This window comes from Actinomadura sp. 7K534, assembly GCF_004348575.1.
In the GTDB taxonomy this organism is placed as follows: domain Bacteria; phylum Actinomycetota; class Actinomycetes; order Streptosporangiales; family Streptosporangiaceae; genus Spirillospora; species Spirillospora livida.
The window spans coordinates 1-16,651 of sequence record NZ_SMKB01000048.1 but is presented as its reverse complement, the minus strand read 5'-3'; the positions used below and the strand labels follow the sequence as shown (position 1 = coordinate 16,651).

Sequence of the window (16,651 nt, the reverse complement as noted above, 5' to 3'; positions counted from 1 at the left end):
GACACCGACGCTTCCAGGCAATGCGGCAGGTTTGCTTCCGCGATTGCTGAAAAGATCGAGAACATGTTGGAGACCTCCGCCCGCCTGCTCGAACTGCTGTCGTTGCTCCAGCTCAAGCGCGACTGGACGAGCTCCGAGCTCGCCGGCCGCCTCCAGGTGAGCACGAGGACGGTGCGCGCCGACATCGGCAGGCTGCGGTCGCTCGGCTATCCCGTGGACGCTCGCCCCGGCGTCGCGGGCGGGTACCGGCTGGCCGCCGGGACGGCGATGCCCCCGCTGCTGCTCGACGACGACGAGGCCGTCGCCGTCGCGGTCGGACTGGGCGCGGTCGCCACCCAGAGGCTCGGCGTCGAGGAGACATCGCTCACCGCGCTCGCGAAGCTGGAGCAGGTGCTGCCCTCGCGCCTGCGCCGGCGCGTCGAGGCGGTACGCGAGGCGACGAGCGTCGTTCCAGGGGCTCGGCCGCCGCTCGATCTCTCGGTTCTCGGTGCGGTCGCCGCCGCGATCCGCGGCCGCGAACGGCTCCGGTTCGGATACACCAAGTCCGGGGGCGGCGAAGGGGCCCGCCGCACCGAACCGCAGCGGCTGGTGAGCTGGGGGTCGCTCTGGTACCTGCTCGCGTGGGACCTCGACCGTGCCGACTGGCGGGTCTTCCGCGTCGACCGCATGGTTCCGCACGCACCGACGGGCGAGCGGTTCCAGCCGCGCGCGGTCTCGGAGGACGAGGCCGTCGAGTACGTCGTCAGGCGCGTCAGCAAGGCGGCCTGGAAGTACCGCGCCCGGGTACTCGTGCACGCCCCCGCCGCCACGGTCGCCGCGAAGATCCGCATCCCGGTCGACATCGAGGTGGTCGACGAGTCCACGTGCCAGGTCGAGCTGGGGTCCGACGACCCGGACCGGCTAGCGCTGTGGATGACGCAGTTCGACCTCGACATCGAGGTGATCGACGGAGCCGAGCTCGCGGCGGCGTTCGATCGCCTCGCGACGAAATTCCGCCGCGCGGCGGGCGGCGCGTCCACGACGTGAATCCCGGCCCTTCCACCCGGCCCGTGCAACGGCGGCCGTACAACTCGACGCCGCGGCTTGCGGCCTGCGCGTTGTCGGGTCGCGGCGTGATGGGTGGTCGAACCTCACGGGGGCGGTGCGGTTCCCAGCGTCAGGGGGGCGGCGTAGTGATCGAAGAACAGCCGGGCGACCAGGTCGCCGCGCGAGCCGGTGCCGGACTTGGCGAAGATCGACTTCAGGTGGTCCTGCACGGTGTACGACGACACCTGCAGCCGGTCGGCGATCTGCCTCGTGGACAGGCCCTGCGCCACCAGTTCGGTCACGCGCCGCTCGGTGTCGGTGAAGCCGTAGGCATCGGCCATCAGCGGCGCCATCTCGGCGGGACGGGCCGCTTCGAGCATCACCGCGACCGGCGAGTCCGGTCCGTCGCCCATCAGGGAGCCCCGGACGATGAGCCACTGGCCCGATCGGGTGCGCGCTCGGGCCCTGGCCGGCCGGATATCGGCCGGCGCGCGTGCCGCGGTCGGCGGGAAGTCGCACAGGGCGCGGGCCTGGCGCGCGACGGCGGGGACGACCAGCGGCAGTTCGGCGCCTGCCCGGTCGCCGGTGCCCAGCTCGTCCAGCCAGCGCTGCGCAGCTCGGTTGGACATCTGCACGCCGTCGTCGGCGTCGAGGATCAGCAGGCCGGTGTCGGGGTCGCCGGCCCGTGCGGCGCCGAGCAGGAGTCCGCGCCGTAGTCCGTCAGCGATCAACCCGGCCAGCGACGACGCGAACCGCACCTCGGCCGCCGAGAAGTGGGGACGGTTCGCCTCCCGGAACACGGTCAGGGCGCCCCAGGTCGCCTTGCCGCCCGCCAGGACCACGCGCAGTTCGTCGGCGAAGCCACCGGGGCGGCGGATCTCGCGCTGGCGCAGGCTGCGGTCGAGATCACCGGCGGTGACCTCGCTCAGGCTGGCCGCCGGGCGGTCCGCGCGGGACAGCCGGACCCACTTGTTGAAGTCCGGCTCGCGCACCTCGATCTCGACGAGCCGGAGCAGCTCGGCGGCGGGCAGGCCGTTCTCGACGAACTCCGCGGTCGGCAGCATGGTCGCCGGGTCGATCGTCATCAGGCAGGTGCCCTCGGCGGGTACGGCGCGGCCCAGCGCATCACCGACTGCCCGGGAGAACTCGGGCACCGGCAGGTCCCGGTGAACCAGCCGCACGATGTCGTCGCGAACGCGTGCGTGGACCGCCGCATTTGCCATGCACCGAAAAGTACCCGAATCGCATTGCGCGTCCTCCCAGAAATCTGGGATACACCCCTGTCGCGCGATCTTGCATGCTGAGTGAGCAGGTCAATGCCCGGCGCAGGCCGGAAAACTCCGTCACGTAAGGAATCGCGTTTCATGATGACCACCGCAGTCTTCGCCGCCGGATCGGAGCCGCGATGAGCAAGGTCGTGCTGTACATGTCGATGTCGGTGGACGGGTTCATCACCGGTCCGGACGACGGGCCGGAGCACGGGCTCGGAGTCAACGGAGAGCGGCTGCACGACTGGCTGCGTCCAGGGGGCGTGGACCCGCGCTCGCACCGTCCCGCCGACGGGCCGAACGCCACGGTGTTCGACGAGGCCATGGCGACGGGAGCGGTGATCACCGGTCGGCGCACCTTCGAGTTCGCGGGCGGCTGGGCCGGCGACCACCACGACGGCGTTCCGATCTTCGTGCTGACCCATGCCGCACCCGGCAAGCCCGCACCGGGACACGCGCGCTACGTCACCGACGGCATCGAGTCGTGCGTCGCCCAGGCCAAGGCCGCCGCCGGTGGCCGCGACATCCTGCTGCACGGCGCCGCGACCGCGCAGGCGTGCCTTCGCGCCGGTCTGCTGGACGAAATGGAGCTGCAGCTGATGCCCGTCCTGCTCGGGCAGGGCCGCCGCCTGTTCGAGAACATGCCGCCCGACCACGTCGAACTCGAACTGATCCGTGCGCTGGACGCTCCGGGCGTGCAGCATCTCCGCTACCGCGTGCGGTCGGAGGGCTGACCGATGGCGATCATCCGGCTCTACATGACCATGTCCCTGGACGGCTACGTCGCCGGGCCCCAGGACAATGCGGACGCCCCACTGGGCATCGGCGGGTTCCGTCTCTTCAATTGGCTCGACCGGCGCAACGATCCGGGTCCGAGCGGGCAGGTGTTCTCCGAGGCGATGTCCACTCGGGCCCTCATCTCCGGCCGTCGCACCTATGAACTGGCCGACCGCTGGCAGGGCGATCACCACGACGGCGTTCCGGTCTTCGTCCTGACCCGCGACGTTCCGGACGACCCGCCACCGGGCAGCGTCCGCTACGTCACCGATGTGCGCGAGTGCGCCGCGCAGGCGCGCGCGTCGGCCGGGGACGGCGAGGTCATGGTGCACGGTGCCGGGGCGGCGCAGGCACTGCTGCGGGCCGGGCAACTCGACGAGATGGAACTCCATGTCGTGCCGATCCTGCTCGGGCAGGGACGGCGGCTGTTCGACGGCCTGCCGGCGGAGCACATCGAGCTCGACCTGGTCCGGCGGCTGACCTCTCCAGAGACCGAGGATCCCGCACGGCAGGTCATGCACCTGCGCTACCGCGTCCGCCGCCCTTGACCGGCGAACCCCGCCCGCGGACGGTGGTTCGCGCTCGGCTGGGTGTGACCCATGACATATGCGGTTCCTGTCAGGTATCGGGACGCTGCTCCGCTCAAGTCACGAGGAGCAAGCGAACCGACAGGAGCAGCGCATGAAGCACCGCATCGTCGTCCTCGGCGCCGGCTATGCCGGGGCCTACGTGGCCGGGAACCTGGCCCGTCGGCTGTCGCCGGCGGACATCGAGATCACCGTGGTCAACGCCGTGCCGCACTTCGTCCAGCGGCAGCGGCTGAACCAGCTGGCGGCCGGCCTGGAGGTCGAGGCGCCGCCGCTCACCGACGTCTTCGCGGGCACGGACATACGGCTGCGGGTGGCGCGCGTCACCGCCGTCGACCCTGAGCGCCAGGTCGTCGCCGTGGCCGACGCCGAGGGAGGCGGCGAGGTCGGCTACGACACGCTGTTGTACGCGCTCGGCAGCCGCGTCGCCGACCAGAGCGTCCCCGGCGTGGCCGAGCACGCCTTCGACGTCGCCGGCATGCCCTCGGCGCTGCGCCTGCGCGAGCGCCTGGAAAGCCTGGACAGGCAGGGTGGAGGCGGGAGCGTGCTGGTCGTCGGCGACGGGTTGACGGGCATCGAGACCGCCACCGAGGTCGCCGAATTCCGGCCCGGCCTGTCGGTGACGCTTCTCGCCAGCGGCGAGCTGGGCGCCCGGCTCTCCCCCGGAGCCCGCGGCCACCTGCGCCGGGCCTGCGACCGGCTGGGCATCACCGTCCTGGAGCACACCAGTGTCGAAGCCGTCGAGGCCGGGCGGGTGCGGTGCGGCGACGGCACCGTCCTGGCGTCCGACGCGACCGTGTGGACGGCCGGGTTCGCGGTCAGTCCCATCGCCGCCGCCAGCGGCTTTGAGGTCACCGAACAGGGTCAGATGATCGTCGATCGCACCATGCGGTCGGTCTCGCACCCGAACGTCTACGCCGTCGGCGACAGCGTCCATGTCCTCGGCGACAGCGGCCGGCCGCTGCCGATGAACTGCGGGTCGGCCGGCTACACCAGCCGCCAGGCCATCAGCGCGATCGTGGGACGCCTGACCGGCCGCGAGATCGCGCACGTCAAGATGGCCTACCGGTACAACGCCATCAGCCTCGGACGGCGGGACGGGATCCTGCAGCTGATCGACGGTGCGGCGCAGGCCAGGCCGCGGTACATGGGCGGCCGGAAGGTCATGCGGGTCAAGGAGTTCCTCCAGAGGGGGGCGCTGTGGGGCACCGCGCATCCGACGTTCGGCGTGCCCAAGCGCAGGCGCCGCCTGGCCGAGCCGGACACGGTCGCTGGGCGGGCGGCCGCGTCCGCCGAGATGCCGGCCGCGTAGCCGCCTAGGTTGGTCTACGTGGACGCCGCCGCCACCGATCGCTTCGACATCGGCCGGTTCGAGGCCAGCCGGAACCGGCTGGCCGCACTGGCCTACCGGCTGCTGGGCTCCGCCGCCGACGCCGAAGACGCCGTCCAGGACGCGTTCCTGCACTGGCAGGGGGCCGACCGGCAGCGGATCGAGGTGCCGGAGGCATGGCTGACCAAGGTCGTCACCAACCTGTGCCTCGACCGGCTCCGCTCGGCACGGGCCCGCCGCGAACGCACCGTCGGGGCCTGGCTGCCCGAGCCGCTCCTGGACGGCGATCCGATGCTCGGCCCGGCCGACACCGCCGAGCAGCGCGAAGCGGTCTCGCTGGCCGTGCTGACCCTCATGGAGCGCCTGTCGCCCGTCGAGCGGGCCGTCTACCTGCTGCGTGAGGCGTTCTCGTACGGCCATGCCGCGATCGGCGAGATCCTCGACATCACCGAGTCCGCCAGCCAGCAGCACCTGCACCGGGCCCGTCGCCGCATCACCGCCGCGCGCCGCCGCGGCGGCGACGTCGACCCCGCATCCGCCCGCAGGATCGTCGAGGAGTTCCTCGCCGCCGCGTCCTCGGGCCGCACCGAACGGCTGATGGCGCTGCTCACCGACGACGCGACCGCGATCTCCGACGGCGCCGGGCTGACCAGGACGCTGCTGCGCTACGACACTCCGCAGGGCATCGCCACCGTCGCGCGGGCCGGCTTCCAACCCGCCCTTGCGAAGCGGCGACTCGGCGGCGCGCCCGCCATCCACTACGCGCTGGTCAACGACACCCCCGCCATCATCGTCGTGCTCGATGACCAGGTCGTCGGCGTCGTGGCGTTCGACATCACCGGCGGCAAGATCGCGACCTTGCACGGCATCGCCGACCCGGCCCGCCTCGCCCGCATCACCGCGTCCTGGCGGCACGAACCCGACGCACCGCTCATCACGCGGTGGTGACCCCTTGTTGCCGAACTCCTCGTGCCCGCCTGCCGGTGAACGTCCGGGACTCGTGGCCCGTCATGGCTCCGGATACGGTCCTGGCCTTCTGCATAGCCTCGCGTAGCAGCCAGGTGTCATGCCGAACGCCGCCTTGAACATTCGGGTGAAGTGGGCTTGGTCTGCGAAGCCGGCCGCGTGAGCGGTCTCCGCCAGGGGCCTGGCCATGCGCAGCTTTTCGCGGGCGAGGTCGAGGCGGCGCATGATCGAGTATCGGTAGGGACTGGTGCCGTACAGGGCACGGAACTGGCGTGCGAACTGGTAGCGGTCGAGCCCTGTGACCGCCTCCAGTTCGCTGGAGCGCACGACCGCCGGCCGGTTCTCCAGGAACTCTCGGCCGCGTTCGAGGGCGGCCAGGTCGAGGCGGCCGGGCCGGTCAGGAGCGCGGGGGGCCGTCGCCCTGCACCGGAGCAGGCCCTCGGCAAGCTCCAGGACCAAGGCATCCAGCGCCAGCGGCTCGGTCGTCGCATCGAACGCCGCCCGTATCGTGCGCGCGAGGACCGGGTCGTCGGTCACCGGGGCGGCGAAGGGCAGCGGCGCCGGTCGTCCGGTGATGGCCGACAGGGCGTCGGCGATGCGGGCCGGGGCGACATAGACCTGCGCGTAGCCGAGGAGGTCCGGCCCGTCGGCCCAGCCGTCGTGCAGCTCGTCGGGATGCAGCACGAAGACCTGTCCCGGGGCGCTGCGCTCCACCGTTCCCCGGTAGTGGAACGCCTGGGCCCCCGCTTCGGTGACCCCGACGGCGTAGACGTCGTGCCGGTGCCGGCTGTACGGGCGGCCGCGCAGCCCGGCTCGGAACAACTCCACGCCGGCCACGGGGCCGCTGGTTTCCACCCATTCGCCCGCGACACACGATCGTTCAATACCGGTGCGATGCGGTCTGGCCACTCTGGACGCCATATGCGGAGTCTAAGGAGAAGCCATGGAAGTCTCCCTCTCCCCGACCCAGGCGATCGCATTCATGACGTTCGCCGCGGTGGCCGCGGGAACCCCCGGTCCCAGCAACGTGCTGCTGGCCGCCGCCGGCGCGAAGGCCGGTGTACGGCGGGGGATGCCGAGCCTGCTCGGGCAGGTGATCGGGATGAGCGCCATGCTGCTGGCCGTCACCTTGGGAATCGGCGGCCTGCTCCTCGACCGCCCTTGGCTCCTGGAGACCCTCAAGTGGGGCGGCGCGGTGCTGCTCTGCTGGATGGCCTGGGGGATCGCGACCGCACCCTTTACGGAGGGGGACACGAATTCCCCTGCCTGGTCCGGCTTCTTCGGCATGGCCGCGTTCCAATGGGCCAACCCCAAAGGCTGGCTGATCAGCGTCGCCGCCAACGCCACTTACCTGAACCAGCACGGCGGGATCTTGAGCCGGTCCCTCATCCTCACGGCTCTGTTCATGCTCGCCGCACTGCCCAGTTGCCTGCCTTGGCTGGTGTTCGGCGCCGCGCTCCAGAAATCTCTCGGCTCGCCGCGGACGTGGCTCATCTACCGCTGCACGATGGCCGGTCTGCTGGTGGCATCGGTCACCCTGTTCCTCTGGCCGCACGGCTGACAGGGGGCGGTCAGGGGCGGGTCCAGCGTTGGTTGGGGCCGCTGTGGCATGTCCAGATCTGCACGTAGACGCCGTTGGCCGTGGAGTTGTTGGGTACGTCCAGGCACTTGTTCGCGCCCACGGCGGTGATGCTTCCGTCGGTGTTGATGCGCCACTTCTGGTTGTTCTGGCCGTTGCAGTCCCAGATGATCACGCTGGTTCCGTCGGCGGTGCCGTTGTCGTTGACGTCGAGGCACTTGCCTCCGTAGACCCGGAGTTCACCGGCCGCCGTGAAGGTCCACTGCTGGTTGCTCCCGCCGTGGCAGTCCCAGATCTCCACCCGCGTCCCGTTGGCCTGGGACGCCTCGGTGACGTCGAGGCATCGTCCCGACCCCACGCCCCGGATCTGGGACACGGGGCTGGGCGTGCCGCCGCTGACCCGGAACACGGCGGTGCCATGGGGCGGCACGCTCGCCGAGATGGTGCCGGTGGTCGAGGTGACGGCGTTCGTCCAGGCGTCGCGAAGGCTGAAGGAGCCGCCGGACAGGCCGATCGCCGAGGTGGTGGTACTGATCGTCGTCGTGCCGCCGCCCTGGTTGAACAGCGCGACCGCGACGTCGCCGTTCTCCAGCCGTTTGGCCAGGACGCGGCGGGTGCCGTCGTTGCTGATCTGGGTCGCCTGGAGGCCGAGCGGGTCCTGGTTGATGGCGATCAGATTCTGGTTCTTCATGATCGCGGCGGTGGCGGCGTCCATGTTCCGGACGTCGTTCCCCGCGATCAGCGGCGCGGCCATGACGGCCCACAGGGCGAAGTGGCTGCGCATCTCGGTGTCGGTCATGCCGCCGCGGCCGACCACCATCATGTCGGGGTCGTTGAACTGCCCCGGCCCGGCGTAGCCCGCCAGAGGCACGTTGACGTCGACGATGTTCTGGATGCCCATCGGGTAGCCGTTGGTCTGGCCGGAGTTCCAGACGTTGGTGATGTCCTCGGTGGTGCGCCAGATGTTGGCGACGTCGCCCCAGTTCCGCTGCGGGCCGGTCTTCTCGTGGATGCTGTTGGGGTTGATGCTGTAGAGGATCGGCCGTCCGGTCGCCGCCAGGGCGTCGCGCATCTTCGCGAAGGTGCGCACCTGGTCGTCGATGGTGCCGGTCGGAGAGCACCAGTCGTACTTGAGGTAGTCGACGCCCCAGGCGGCGAACTGGCGGGCGTCCTGGGTCTCGTGGCCGAGGCTGCCGGTGGCGCCCGGATAGGAGCCGAAGTACTGGGCGCAGGTGCGGTCCAGGGGCGCCTGGTAGAGGCCGAACTTCAGGCCCCTGGCGTGCAGGTAGTCGCCGAGCGCCTTCATCCCGCTCGGGAACCTCGACGGATTCGCCCGCAGGTTGCCGGCCGAGTCGCGGTTGGGGTCGAACCAGCAGTCGTCGACGACGACGTACTCGTATCCGAGGTCGCGCATGCCGGAGCCGACGAGCGCGTCGGCGGTCTGCCGGATCAGAGTCTCGTTGATGTTGCAGCCGAACGTGTTCCAGGTGTTCCACCCCATCGGCGGGGTGCGGCCCACGCCGTTCTCCAGCGCTTGGGCCTGGGTGGCTGGGCTGAGTGCTACGGCCACGGCCACCATGGTCAGCAGCGCGCGGATTCGTTTCCTGCTCATAGGGTCGCTCCGCAGCGGTCCGAGGACCGGGTCGATGGGGGGTGGGCCGGCCGCCCCGAGGGCCGGATGTCCCGGGCTGGGACGACCGTCGTGGGCGCGGTGCGAGCCGCAGGGGCGCGGCCGGTTCGCGGTGGACGTGGCGGGCTCGGCCTGCCGCCGAGCCCGCCACACCGGGTCCGGCTCCTGAGCCGGACCCGGTGCCACCTCGTTAGCGCTGCAGGGTCAGCAGGCCCGGGCGGTAGGGCAGGAGGCCGTAGTCGCCGCCCGAGTTGGGGCTGCGGCCCTGGTAGAGGAGTTGGAGGTTGCAGGGGTCGACGGTGAAGGTCTGGTCGGCGCCGGCGCGGATCAGTTCGCCGTGGCTGATGTCGTTGGTCCAGGTGGCGCCGCTGTTGGCCTTGCCGGCGAAGGGGTTGCTCTCGCTGGTGGCCTGCGGTGTCCACGAGCCGTTCAGGCTGGTGGACGTGAACGAGCGGAAGTAGCGGCCCTGGGAGCCGATCGCCTCGACGAGCATGAGGTAGCGGTTCTGGTCCTGGAGCTTGTAGACCTGAACGCCTTCGAACAGGTTGTTCGTCGAATCGCTCATGATCACTGTGGAGGACGAGCCGAAGCTGCCCGGGAAGTTCCCGATCGGCATGCTGGCCCGGTAGATCCTGCCGTTGTCACCGGCGAAGAAGAGGTACATGTTGTTGCTGTCGCCGATGACCGTCTGGTCGATGGGGCCGGTCCCGGAATTGCTGATGCTTCCGGAGAAGAGCACCTGCTCCGATGACCAGCCGTTCGGGTTGGTGGGGTCGCTCGACGTCCGGTAGGAGAACGCGGTGCTGCCCCACTGGTAGGCGAGCACCCAGATGTTTCTGGGGGCGAAGTAGAAGAGCGTGGGCGCGACGGTGGAATTCGACATCGCGTTCTGGCTGGCCGAGGCCATCTCCGACCAGTTGGAGAACAGGCCGAAGTTCATCGAGCCCCATCTCGTCCCCGTGTCGTGCGTTGTCGCGTAGACGAGATGCCGGCCGTTGTAGGGGGCGACGGTGAAGTCCTTGAGCGAGACCCATCCCGACCTGGGCTGGGCCAATGGACCTGTTGACGACCAGCGATATGTCGACGGAAGGTCGCAGTTCGGAGTGGGTTCGCCACCGCCGACCTCGACGAGCTGCCATTGCTGGTTGGCCCCGCCCCAGTCGTCGTACTGGACGATGTTCGCGCCGTCCGCGGTGGAGGCGCCCTGTACTTCGAGGGCCTTGTTGCTGTGGCGCGAGATGAGCCTGACGTGGCCGTCTGAGCTGTCGGCCAGGCGCCATTGCTGGTTGGTGCCGTTCAGGTCGGACCATTGGACGATCGAGGCGCCGTTGGCGGTGGAGAAGTTGTAGACGTCCAGCACCTTGCCGGAGTGGCGCGACTTGAGGCGGTAGTAACCGCCGCCGGAGTCGACGAACTGCCACTGCTGCTGGTTCTGGTCGTTCCTCGCCCACTGGGTGATGCGGGCGCCGTTGCTGGTCGCCAGGTTGTAGACGTCGAGGGCCTTGCCGCTGTTGCGGTTGACCAGGACGTACCACTTGTTCACATCCACTGTCGCGGCCTGGGCCGTCTGTGTGCTCAGCACGGACAGGAACACCGACAGCAGGAGCGATGCCAGCACTGCTGCACCGGTCCTCAGCATGAACTCTTCCCTTCATCCTGCTTGTGTTAGCGCTAACATTTCCTGCCGGGCGGGGACCTCTCTCCATCGGGTGATCGGGGGGGTGGCGGTGGCCCGGAGTAAATAACAGCCGGTGCGACATCGTCAAGAACCCGGAGCCGTCGAAAAATTTCGAGCGTAAGCCACCTGCTAGAACGCATGCAAAAGCCGGCGGCCGGATCTCCGCGATGAAAAGTTTTGAAACTATTGACGGGATCCGTTCGGCCTCTCACACTGAGTCCTCGACGCCCCGGTGGTGTGTGCGTTCCCGAGTGGAGCGCGGCGTCTGTCGCACGGCTGTGTCCGTGCTCCCGCCCCTTCTTTGCTTCATGGAGGAAACAGACGTGCGTACCAACGCCATGCCCAGAGCCCGGGCCCGCAGGCGGGCCCTCCTCGCCGGCGCCCTCGGGGTGTTCACCGCGGCCGCCGCTCTGGTGGCACCGTCCCAGGCCGCGGCCGCGGAGAGCACGCTGGGCGCCGCGGCGGCGCAGAGCGGCCGCTACTTCGGCGCCGCGATCGCCTCCGGCAGGCTCAACGACTCGGTGTACACGACGATCGCGAACCGCGAGTTCAACTCGGTGACCGCCGAGAACGAGATGAAGATCGACGCCACCGAGCCCCAGCGAGGCCAGTTCAACTTCTCCGCCGCCGACCGCATCTACAACTGGGCCGTCCAGAACGGCAAGGAGGTGCGCGGCCACACGCTGGCCTGGCACTCCCAGCAGCCCGACTGGATGCGGAACCTCAGCGGCGGCGCGCTGCGCCAGGCCATGATCGACCACATCAACGGCGTCATGGCCCACTACCGGGGCAAGATCGTCCAGTGGGACGTCGTGAACGAGGCCTTCGAGGACGGCAACTCGGGCGCCCGCCGCGACTCCAACCTGCAGCGCACCGGCAACGACTGGATCGAGGTCGCCTTCCGCACCGCGCGCGCCGCCGACCCGTCCGCCAAGCTCTGCTACAACGACTACAACGTCGAGAACTGGAACTGGGCCAAGACCCAGGCCATGTACAACATGGTCCGCGACTTCAAGCAGCGCGGCGTGCCCATCGACTGCGTCGGCTTCCAGTCCCACTTCAACAGCGGCAGCCCGTACAACAGCAACTTCCGCACCACCCTGCAGAGCTTCGCCGCCCTCGGCGTCGACGTCGCGATCACCGAGCTCGACATCCAGGGCGCCTCGCCCACGACCTACGCCAACGTGGTCAACGACTGCCTCGCCGTCTCCCGCTGCCTCGGCATCACCGTGTGGGGCGTCCGCGACACCGACTCCTGGCGCTCGGAGCAGACGCCGCTGCTGTTCGACGGCAACGGCAACAAGAAGTCCGCCTACACCTCGGTCCTCAACGCCCTCAACGGCGGCACCTCGCCGGAGCCCCCCGGGGACGAGGGAACGATCAGGGGCGTCGGTTCGGGCCGCTGCATTGACGTGCCCAACGCCAGCACCAGCGACGGCACCCAGGTCCAGCTGTACGACTGCCACGGCGGCACCAACCAGCAGTGGGCCCCCACGGACGCGGGCGAGCTCAGGGTCTACGGCAACAAGTGCCTGGACGCGGCCGGCACCGGCAACGGCGCCAGGGTCCAGATCTACAGCTGCTGGGGCGGCGACAACCAGAAGTGGCGCCTGAACTCCGACGGGTCCATCGTCGGCGTCCAGTCCGGCCTCTGCCTGGACGCGGCAGGCTCCGGCAACGGCGCACCGATCCAGCTCTACTCCTGCTGGAACGGCGACAACCAGCGCTGGACCCTCACCTGACCTGCGGCAAGCGGAAAGGGTGAATCGATGAAGATCTACGCTGCGGCCTCGCGCGGGCGACGCCGATGGTCACGGTTCGCCGCCGCGGTGGCGGCGGCCCTCGCGGCCGGGACGCTCGTCGCGGTGACCCCGGCGCCGGCCGACGCGGCGACGGTGGACACCGATGCCTGGTACGTCCTGGTCAACCGCAACAGCGGCAAGGCGCTGGACGTTTCCGACACGTCCACCGGCGACGGCGCGCGAGTCCACCAATGGACGCGCCACGACGGAGCCAACCAGCAGTGGCAGTTCGTGGACTCCGGCGGCGGCTTCTACCGGCTGAGGGCACGGCACTCGGGCAAGGTGCTCGACGTGGCCGGCGCCTCGACGGCTGACGGTGCCGCGATCCAGCAGTGGGCCGACCACGGCGGGACCAACCAGCAGTTCCGCCTGGCCGACTCCGACGCGGGCCACGTCCGGCTGATCAGCCGCAGCAGCGGCAAGGCGGTGGAGGTCCAGGGCGCCTCCACCGCCGACGGCGGCAGCGTCGTCCAGTACACCGACTGGGGCGGCGCCAACCAGCAGTGGCAGATGGTCGAGCTGTCGTCCGACGGCGGTGGCGATGGCGGGTGCGGCAGCGCGCCGACGCTCACCAGCGGTACGCACACCATCCAGAGCGGCGGCAAGAGCCGCAGCTTCATCCTCAGGGTTCCCGACGGCTACGACAGCGGCCACCCCTACCGGCTGATCTTCGCGTTCCACTGGCGGGGCGGCACCGCCAACGACGTCGCCTCGGGTGGAACGAGCGGGAGCGCCTGGTCGTACTACGGCCAGCAGGAGCAGTCGAACAACAGCGCGATCCTCGTCGCTCCGCAGGGCCTCGGCAACGGATGGGCCAATTCGGGCGGTGAGGACGTCGCCTTCGTCGACGACATGATCCGGCGGATCGAGGACGGCCTCTGCGTCGACACGACACAGCGGTTCGCCACGGGCTTCAGCTGGGGCGGCGGTATGAGCTACGCCCTCGCCTGCGCCCGGGCGAACGACTTCAGGGCCGTCGCGGTCATCTCCGGCGCGCAGATCAGCGGGTGCAGCGGCGGCGCCCAGCCCATCGCCTACTTCGGAATCCACGGCATCGGCGACTCCGTCCTCAACATCGCGCAAGGACGGTCCCTGCGGGACAAGTTCGTCGCCAACAACGGCTGCAGTCCCCAGAGCCCGCGGGAGCCCGCCCAGGGCAGCCGGACGCACATCACCACCGCCTACTCGGGCTGCCGCGCCGGGTATCCGGTCCAGTGGGCCGCTTTCGATGGAGGCCACATACCCGCTCCGGTTGACGGCTCCACCAACGAGAGCGGTGTCGCCACCTGGACCAAGGGAGAGATCTGGAGGTTCTTCGCACAGTTCCAGTGACACACCTGCACAACGGGGTGGAGCCAGGCGCGGCCTGGTTCCACCCCGCCCTCCTTGAAAGGGACGGGCGCTACCCCAGCTGGTCGCGGCGGCGGGTCAGGTAGGCGACCTCGGCGGTGTTGCCCGCCAGCTCGATGGCCCTGTCGTACGCGGCGCGCGACCGGCGGCCGTCGCCGAGGCGGCGCAGCAGGTCGGCGCGGATGGCGTGGTAGGCGTGGTAGCCGGCCAGCCGGTCCCGGAGCCGGTCGACGGCCGCCAGTGCCACCTCGGGGCCGTCGAGTTCGGCGACCGCGACGGCCCGGTTGAGGGCGACGATCGGCGAGGGGTCGAGGCGGACGAGCTGGTCGTAGAGGGCCAGGATCTGGGACCAGTCGGTGTCGCGCGCGTCGCGGGCCGAGGTGTGCACGGCGTTGATCGCCGCCAGGATCTGGTAGCGGCCCGGAGCCGTGCCGGCCGCGGCGGCCGCCAGGCGCTCGCGTACCAGCCGGTGCCCCTCGGCGATCAGCGCCGCGTCCCAGGATCCGCGGTCCTGCTCGACCAGGGTGACGAGTTCGCCGCCGGCCGAGACCCGGGCGGTGCGGCGGGCCTCGGTGAGCAGCATCAGCGCCAGCAGCCCGGCCGCCTCCCCGTCGTCCGGCAGCAGGGCGCGGATCAGGCGGGCGAGCCGGATCGCCTCGGCGGTCAGGCCGGGACGCACCGGATCGGTGCCGGGGCCGGTGGCCAGGTAGCCCTCGTTGAACACGAGGTACAGGACGGCGAGCACGCCGGAGACGCGTGCCGGGAGGTCCTCGGCGGACGGCACCCGGTACGGGATCCGCGCGGCCTTGATCTTGGCCTTCGCGCGGGTGATCCGCTGCCCCATGGCGGGCTCCTGCACCAGGAAGGCGCGGGCGATCTCGGGGACGGTCAGCCCCGCGACCAGGCGCAGCGTCAGCGCGACGCGGGTCTCCGGCGCCAGCGCCGGGTGGCAGCAGGTGAAGATCAGCCGGAGCCGGTCGTCGTCGATGGCGCCGACGGGCTCGGGCGGGTCGTCGGCGTAGACCATCCGAGCCTCCTTGTGCTTGTCGTCGCGCTTGTTCTCGCGCCGGATCCGGTCGATGGCCCTGCGGTTCGCGGTGGTGGTCAGCCAGCCGCCCGGGTTGGGCGGGACGCCGTCGGCGGGCCACCGCTCGACCGCCGCCGCGAACGCCTCGGCCGCCGCCTCCTCGGCGATGTCGAGATCACCGAACCGCCTGGTCAGGGCGGCCACCACCCGTGCCCACTCGGCGCGGTGGACCCGGGTGATCGACTCCGCGGCGTCGCTCACCGGAACGGCCGAACCTCGATCTTCCGGTCGCAGACCTCCGACGCCTCGGCGGCAAGCCGGAGCGCCACGTCCAGATCGGGGGCCTCCCACACCCAGACGCCGGCGAGGTACTCCTTCGACTCCACGAAGGGCCCGTCGCTGAACACCGCCTCCTCGCCCCGGTTGTCGACGACCGTGGCCGTGTCGGTGTCGGCGAGCCCGCCCGCGAAGACCCAGTAGCCCTCGGCGATCAGCCGGTCGTTGAACGCGCTGATGGCGGGCTGCCTGTCCGTGCTGCCGGGATCGCTCTTGTCGTCGATCACGGAAACCAGGTACTGCATCTGAAGATCATCTCCTGTGGTCTGGGGCGCGCGCGTGGCCAAGCCCCACGCGCGGCTGCGAACGACTCTGCCTAGTTTCCGGCCAGTTCGGCCACGGCCGGAGCGAGTTTCTCGGCGAAGTCGGCGCCGAAGACGAAGTAGGAGAAGCCGATCTCCTCCCGCCGCCGCTGGATCTCCTCGGCGGCCGCCGCGGGGTCGTCCGGAAGCACCGCCAGCGAGTCCGCCGCTCGAAGCGCGGCGGGGTCGGTGTCGGGGGACGCCATGAAGGGCGCCACCGAGTCGCCGACCACCGCGACGTGCTGCGAGAGTTCGACGTCCCGGTCGGTGCGGAAGTCGCGTACCGACCGCGTCATCTCGGCCCGGTCGTCCCCTGGCATCAGCGCGAAGGTGACCGTGTCCGCGAACTCGGCCGCCAGTGCCCGGGCCTTCGGGCCGCGCACGGCCATGACCACCGGCGTGTGCAGGTCGGGACCGTCGAGCTCGCGCAGCTTCGTCACAGTCTCGCGAACCTGGGTCAGCCGCTCGCCCGGTCGTGTGACGGGCAGCCCCAGTTCGCGGAGTTCGTCTTCGATGCCGGGCCTGCCGGTGCCGATGCCCATCTCGAAGCGGCCTTCGGTGAGGACCGACAGCGAGTGCGCCTCCCACGCGGTGCTCCAAGCCGGGCGCAGCGGGGAGGCGTACACCCAGGTGCCCACCCGCAGGTCGGCGAGGCCGGCCGCGACGGCCAGCGCGGGGGCGGGTGCCGGCTGCCATTTCGGGACGTCGGGCATCAGCAGCGTGGAGTAGCCGCTGTCGGCGATGCGGCGCACGCGGTCTCGCCATGTCGGCAGGTCCGTGGTGAGCGGGGCGACGACCCCGAATCGGAAGGGCTTGGTTGCGCGGGTTGCCGTGGAATCGGTCATGGTCGCGGTCCTCATCCGTTCTCCTCGGGCGCCCTGGTCGGCGTCTCATCCCTGCCACGAACGCCGCCGCCCCGATCCGACACCCTCTCCGGAAATTCTTCTGAGAATCTTCCGTGGCCGGCGCGGGGGGTGAGGGGCGCCTCAGGGG

At 70.4% G+C, this 16,651-nt stretch carries 15 protein-coding genes; 8 read left to right on the top strand and 7 right to left on the bottom strand.

The window, feature by feature from the left end; genetic code table 11:
- Positions 1-63: 63 nt before the first annotated feature.
- Positions 64-1,026 (top strand): WYL domain-containing protein, encoded by a 963-nt coding sequence (locus E1266_RS12745; protein ID WP_132046555.1) that lies wholly within the window; start codon positions 64-66, stop codon positions 1,024-1,026.
- A 104-nt stretch (positions 1,027-1,130) separates the two neighbouring features.
- On the opposite strand, the gene E1266_RS12740 is transcribed toward E1266_RS12745, so the two are convergent.
- Complete coding sequence (locus tag E1266_RS12740; RefSeq protein ID WP_132046554.1) at positions 1,131-2,249, bottom strand: helix-turn-helix transcriptional regulator; 1,119 nt, start codon at positions 2,247-2,249, stop codon at positions 1,131-1,133.
- Positions 2,250-2,431: 182 nt separating this feature from the next.
- Between E1266_RS12740 and E1266_RS12735 the strand changes: the two genes are divergently transcribed.
- The 4 genes from E1266_RS12735 to E1266_RS12720 all read left to right on the top strand — a co-directional run bounded on the left by E1266_RS12735 (position 2,432) and on the right by E1266_RS12720 (position 5,936).
- On the top strand, positions 2,432-3,028 hold the full coding sequence (locus tag E1266_RS12735; RefSeq protein ID WP_132046553.1) for a dihydrofolate reductase family protein: 597 nt from the start codon (positions 2,432-2,434) through the stop codon (positions 3,026-3,028).
- A 3-nt stretch (positions 3,029-3,031) separates the two neighbouring features.
- Positions 3,032-3,619, top strand: a complete 588-nt coding sequence (locus E1266_RS12730; protein WP_132046552.1) for a dihydrofolate reductase family protein — start codon at positions 3,032-3,034, stop codon at positions 3,617-3,619.
- A 133-nt stretch (positions 3,620-3,752) separates the two neighbouring features.
- Positions 3,753-4,970, top strand: a complete 1,218-nt coding sequence (locus E1266_RS12725; protein WP_132046551.1) for an FAD-dependent oxidoreductase — start codon at positions 3,753-3,755, stop codon at positions 4,968-4,970.
- 18 nt (positions 4,971-4,988) lie between these two features.
- A complete protein-coding gene (locus E1266_RS12720) occupies positions 4,989-5,936 on the top strand; it encodes a sigma-70 family RNA polymerase sigma factor (protein WP_207945603.1) in 948 nt (315 codons plus the stop codon).
- Between the two features lie 60 nt (positions 5,937-5,996).
- Here the strand turns inward: E1266_RS12720 and E1266_RS12715 are convergent, their stop codons facing one another.
- Positions 5,997-6,782: an AraC family transcriptional regulator gene (locus E1266_RS12715; RefSeq protein ID WP_165966061.1), complete on the bottom strand. Its 786-nt coding sequence runs from the start codon at positions 6,780-6,782 to the stop codon at positions 5,997-5,999.
- A 115-nt stretch (positions 6,783-6,897) separates the two neighbouring features.
- Here E1266_RS12715 and E1266_RS12710 point away from each other — a divergent pair, with 115 nt between their 5' ends.
- The gene (locus E1266_RS12710; protein WP_132046548.1) at positions 6,898-7,515 is read left to right on the top strand and encodes a LysE family translocator; all 618 of its coding nucleotides are present in this window, start codon (positions 6,898-6,900) and stop codon (positions 7,513-7,515) included.
- A gap of 10 nt (positions 7,516-7,525) precedes the next feature.
- On the opposite strand, the gene E1266_RS12705 is transcribed toward E1266_RS12710, so the two are convergent.
- The gene (locus tag E1266_RS12705) at positions 7,526-9,145 is read right to left on the bottom strand and encodes a lectin (protein WP_132046547.1); all 1,620 of its coding nucleotides are present in this window, start codon (positions 9,143-9,145) and stop codon (positions 7,526-7,528) included.
- A 208-nt stretch (positions 9,146-9,353) separates the two neighbouring features.
- Positions 9,354-10,781 carry a non-reducing end alpha-L-arabinofuranosidase family hydrolase gene (locus tag E1266_RS12700; protein WP_243718388.1) on the bottom strand — a complete coding sequence of 476 codons (1,428 nt, stop codon included), beginning with the start codon at positions 10,779-10,781 and terminating at the stop codon, positions 9,354-9,356.
- Positions 10,782-11,164: 383 nt separating this feature from the next.
- Here E1266_RS12700 and E1266_RS12695 point away from each other — a divergent pair, with 383 nt between their 5' ends.
- Complete coding sequence (locus E1266_RS12695; protein WP_132046545.1) at positions 11,165-12,583, top strand: endo-1,4-beta-xylanase; 1,419 nt, start codon at positions 11,165-11,167, stop codon at positions 12,581-12,583.
- A 27-nt stretch (positions 12,584-12,610) separates the two neighbouring features.
- Complete coding sequence (locus E1266_RS39385) at positions 12,611-13,975, top strand: RICIN domain-containing protein (RefSeq protein WP_132046544.1); 1,365 nt, start codon at positions 12,611-12,613, stop codon at positions 13,973-13,975.
- A gap of 70 nt (positions 13,976-14,045) precedes the next feature.
- Here the strand turns inward: E1266_RS39385 and E1266_RS12685 are convergent, their stop codons facing one another.
- From E1266_RS12685 to E1266_RS12675, 3 genes are all read right to left on the bottom strand, one after another.
- Positions 14,046-15,281, bottom strand: coding sequence for a DUF6596 domain-containing protein (locus tag E1266_RS12685; RefSeq protein ID WP_132046543.1), 1,236 nt, complete (start codon positions 15,279-15,281; stop codon positions 14,046-14,048).
- Complete coding sequence (locus tag E1266_RS12680; protein WP_132046542.1) at positions 15,278-15,601, bottom strand: YciI family protein; 324 nt, start codon at positions 15,599-15,601, stop codon at positions 15,278-15,280. Before E1266_RS12680 ends, E1266_RS12685 begins: the two co-directional genes overlap by 4 nt.
- 71 nt (positions 15,602-15,672) lie before the next feature.
- Positions 15,673-16,503, bottom strand: coding sequence for an LLM class flavin-dependent oxidoreductase (locus tag E1266_RS12675; protein WP_132046541.1), 831 nt, complete (start codon positions 16,501-16,503; stop codon positions 15,673-15,675).
- Positions 16,504-16,651 lie beyond the last annotated feature (148 nt).

Coding starts and splice junctions, on each gene's coding strand:
- E1266_RS12735 (WP_132046553.1), top strand. CDS start 2,432: ATGAGCAAGGTCGTGCTGTACATGTCGATGTCGGTGGACGGGTTCATC.
- E1266_RS12710 (WP_132046548.1), top strand. CDS start 6,898: ATGGAAGTCTCCCTCTCCCCGACCCAGGCGATCGCATTCATGACGTTC.
- E1266_RS12675 (WP_132046541.1), bottom strand. CDS start 16,503: ATGACCGATTCCACGGCAACCCGCGCAACCAAGCCCTTCCGATTCGGG.
- E1266_RS12745 (WP_132046555.1), top strand. CDS start 64: ATGTTGGAGACCTCCGCCCGCCTGCTCGAACTGCTGTCGTTGCTCCAG.
- E1266_RS12705 (WP_132046547.1), bottom strand. CDS start 9,145: ATGAGCAGGAAACGAATCCGCGCGCTGCTGACCATGGTGGCCGTGGCC.
- E1266_RS39385 (WP_132046544.1), top strand. CDS start 12,611: ATGAAGATCTACGCTGCGGCCTCGCGCGGGCGACGCCGATGGTCACGG.
- E1266_RS12680 (WP_132046542.1), bottom strand. CDS start 15,601: ATGCAGTACCTGGTTTCCGTGATCGACGACAAGAGCGATCCCGGCAGC.
- E1266_RS12730 (WP_132046552.1), top strand. CDS start 3,032: ATGGCGATCATCCGGCTCTACATGACCATGTCCCTGGACGGCTACGTC.
- E1266_RS12740 (WP_132046554.1), bottom strand. CDS start 2,249: ATGGCAAATGCGGCGGTCCACGCACGCGTTCGCGACGACATCGTGCGG.
- E1266_RS12725 (WP_132046551.1), top strand. CDS start 3,753: ATGAAGCACCGCATCGTCGTCCTCGGCGCCGGCTATGCCGGGGCCTAC.